Genomic DNA, 3,398 nt, shown 5'->3' on the forward strand with positions numbered 1-3,398 from the left:
GTCCCCCGCCGCCCCAAGGGCTCCCCGTACACGGTGAACGACCAACTCATGGTCACGACGGCCCTGATGATCGCCCACTGGAACCGCGAACACGGCGCACACCCGCGCCCGATGCGCATCACGATGCCCGTGGACGACCGCCCCCGGGGCACGGACATGCCGATCGGCAACGGCACGCGGCTCGTCGAAGTCACCTTCGCCCCGACGGAGTTGACCAGCACCCCGGCCGGCATGGCCGAGCTGCTCCACCGCACGGCGACCCGGACCCGCGCCCTCAAGTCCCTCCCCCGGCCCCAACTGGGCCACGGGGCAACCCTGTTGACGGCTCCGGTCGTCCCCGTGACCTGGCGTGCCGGCCTCACCCGGGGCCTCCGCCGGGCCGCCGCCCCCTGGACCTCGACCACGCTCCTGAGCAACATCGGCCGTGTCCCGTACACCCTGGACTTCGGCGGCGCCGCCGGCCGCGCGCACGCCGTCTGGTTCTCCGCCCCGGCCCGGATGCCCCGCGGCCTCACCGTGACGACCGCCTCCACCGCGGGCCGGCTGCACGTGGCCCTCCGCTGGTCGCGCACCCTCCTCGGGCCCGGCGACGGAGCCCACCTCCGCGACCTGTTCGAGCACTACCTGCACACGACGGAGGAGCACCCGGCATGACGACCACGACCCCGCACCGCCACGGCCTCCGGGACTTCTACGAGAACCCCGCCGTCCCCGTCGCCTCCGGCCCCGCCCGCACGCTCCGCCAGGCCCGCGTCCTCGCCGCCGCGCTGGGCCCGTCCACCGAACACCCCCGCACGATCCTGGACATCGGCTGCGGCGACGCGACCGCCGCCGCCACGGCCGCGCCGCTCCTCGCCGGCCACCGGGTCATCGGCGTCGACTGGTCCCAGGACGCCCTCACCCGTGCCCGCACCCGTTTGCCGTGCACCGTGCGCGGCGAACTCACCGCGTTGCCGCTGCGCACGGCCGCCGCCGACGCCGTGCTGTTCAGCGAGGTGATCGAGCATCTCGTCGACCCGGACACCGCCCTCGCCGAGATCCACCGTGTGCTGCGCCCGGGTGGCCATCTCATGCTGTCCACACCGAACTTGGCCGCCTGGTACAACCGCGCCCTGCTGCTCGCCGGTGTCCAGCCCGTGTTCTCGGAGGTGAGCCTGCGCGCGATCCACGGCCGCCCGGGCAAGGAGGTCGTAGGACATCTGCGGCTCTACACCGCACGGGCGCTGCGGGAGTTCGTGACGGCGGCCGGCTTCACGGTCGTAGGACTCACCGGGGCTCCCTTCCACGGCGTGCCGCGGCCGCTGCGCGCGCTCGACCGACTGGCCTGTGTCAGACCGCAGTTGGCGTCGATCCTGCTGCTGCACGCACGGAAGACGTAGGGGGCGCGGCCGTGTGGTGGGGAGTGGCCGCGGCCCTGTTGGCGAACGTCCTGTACAGCACGGGCTTCGTCCTGGAGAAGCGGGCGCTCGTGGCCCTGCCCGAGGTGACGGTCCGTCAACCGGTTCGACTGCTGAGGCTGGTGCTCGGCAGCCCGCTGTGGATCGGCGGGTCCCTCGCGCTGGCCTCCGGGTTCGGCGCGCAGCTCGTCGTGTACCGGACGCTGCCGATCGCCGCCGCGCAGGGCATCTTCGTGTCCGGCCTGGTGCTGCTCGTGCTGCTGTCCTCGCGGATGTTGGGCGAGGAGACCAGCGGCCGCGAGCGGTACGCCCTCGGGGCCATCCTCGTCGCCCTGTTGATGGTCGTGCTGTCGCTGAAGGAGGGCTCGGACCATGTCAGCCGCACCGCGCCCTACCCACTGATCCTGCTGGTCTGCGTGCCCTCGCTGGCGGCCGGCGTCTGGCTCTACCGCTCCACCGAACGCAGCGCGGGACATCGCCACCGGCTGCCCACCACGGGCGTCGAATACGGCGTGGCGGTGGGCCTGTTGTACGGGGTCAGCTCGCTCGCCATCAAGGGGGTGTCGAGCTGTCTGACGACAAGTGACGTGGGCGGGGCGGTGGTTGGCGTGCTGCGGTCCCCGTATCCGTATCTCCTGCTCTTCACGGGCGCGTTCGGCCTGGTCATGTCCCAGGCAGCCTTGCAGCGGTGCCGGGCCTCGCTGATCGTGCCGGTGTGCACGACGGTGACGAGTCTGTTCACGGCGGTGCTGGGCACGCTCGCGTTCGGCGAGGCCCTGCCGCACGATCCGCTGCGGCTGGCCCTGCGGATCGGGGGCACGGCACTGGCGGTCACCGTTCTGCTCACCATGCCGAAGCACGACAACGCGCCTCAACAGCCAGCCGAGGCGAAGGAGTTGACACCCCCATGAACCCGGACGACCCACTGCTGAAGATCCTGGCCTGCCCGCTCGACAAGGGCCCGCTGCATCTGCTCCCCACGGACGCCCTCTACAACCCGCGGCTGCGCCGCCGTTACCCGATCGTCGACGGCATCCCGCAGCTCCTGCCCTCCTCCGGCGAGCAAGTGACCGACGAGGCCGAGCACTTGGAACTCCTCCAACGGATGGCGCCATGACCTCGATGGATTCCGGGCGGCGCACCACCCTCACCGCCCGTCTCGCGCCCCTCCTCCCGGTCCGCCTGGTCGCCGCCACCGCCCGGGCCGTCTATCCCCGCTTCGAACCCGAACTGGCGCGCCTGGACGAGCTGTTGCCGCCCAACTGCGGTACGGCGGTGGACGTGGGCGGCTGGTACGGCCCCTGGACGTACCGCCTGTGGAGACGCGCGCGCCAGGTCGTGACCGTGGAACCGGTCCCCCACCTGGCCGGACTGCTCGCCGCTGCCGCCCCCGCGCACGCCCGGGTGATCCCGGCCGCCGCCTCCGACCGCTCGGGCACCGCCCGGCTGTGGCTGCCGCCGGGCGACGAGGGCGACCGGGGTGTGTCGTCGCTGGTCCGCCGGGACATCCATGCCCGTGCCGTGCACGTCCGCTGCGTCACGCTCGACGCCCTGGGCCTCAAGGACGTCGGCTTCGTCAAGATCGACGTGGACGGCAGCGAACTGGCCGTCCTGCACGGCGCGACCGGCCTCCTGACCCGCGACCGCCCCGCGCTCTTCGTCGAGCTGGAGTCCCGTATCCAGCCGGTCTCGCCCGTGGTGACGTATCTGTCGCTGCTCGGCTACGAGGGCTGGGTCCTGCCGGACACGACCTGGGTGAAGCTGTCGGCCTTCCCTCTGGAAGAGCACCAGGCCCGGACCTCGTACGTCGTCTCCCGGGGCCTGCTGCGCCGCGTGCTGCCGTTCGCGCGGGGCCCCCGTTACGTCAACTCGGTCCTGTTCCTGCCCGCCGGCCGCAGTCCTGGTGGCCGGGGCCGCGATGTCAGTGCCGTGCGCGACGATGGATCGCATGCCCGACGCGAAACGCCCCGCCCGCCCCTTCAGCCCCCTCGACTTCCAACT

The 3,398-nt window shown here is 72.5% G+C and carries 4 protein-coding genes and 1 pseudogene; all 5 read left to right on the forward strand.

The genetic code is table 11. The features are described 5' to 3' along the window. Positions 1-654, forward strand: a pseudogene (locus tag JHN63_RS49655) (condensation protein); the annotation flags it as partial. Further along, positions 651-1,379, forward strand: a complete 729-nt coding sequence (locus tag JHN63_RS49660; protein WP_200691721.1) for a class I SAM-dependent methyltransferase — start codon at positions 651-653, stop codon at positions 1,377-1,379. The pseudogene JHN63_RS49655 and the gene JHN63_RS49660, both read left to right, overlap by 4 nt. Positions 1,380-1,402: 23 nt before the next feature. After that, positions 1,403-2,308 carry a hypothetical protein gene (locus JHN63_RS49665; protein ID WP_200691724.1) on the forward strand — a complete coding sequence of 302 codons (906 nt, stop codon included), beginning with the start codon at positions 1,403-1,405 and terminating at the stop codon, positions 2,306-2,308. Beyond that, positions 2,305-2,514: a Trm112 family protein gene (locus JHN63_RS49670; RefSeq protein ID WP_200691722.1), complete on the forward strand. Its 210-nt coding sequence runs from the start codon at positions 2,305-2,307 to the stop codon at positions 2,512-2,514. The genes JHN63_RS49665 and JHN63_RS49670 overlap by 4 nt, the downstream gene beginning before the upstream one ends. A 5-nt stretch (positions 2,515-2,519) precedes the next feature. Continuing rightward, positions 2,520-3,398, forward strand: an 879-nt coding sequence (locus JHN63_RS49675; protein WP_200691725.1) for an FkbM family methyltransferase, incomplete at its 3' end; no start/stop codon positions are given.

It is taken from the genome of Streptomyces sp. MBT65, from assembly GCF_016612545.1.
Taxonomy (GTDB): Bacteria; Actinomycetota; Actinomycetes; order Streptomycetales; family Streptomycetaceae; genus Streptomyces.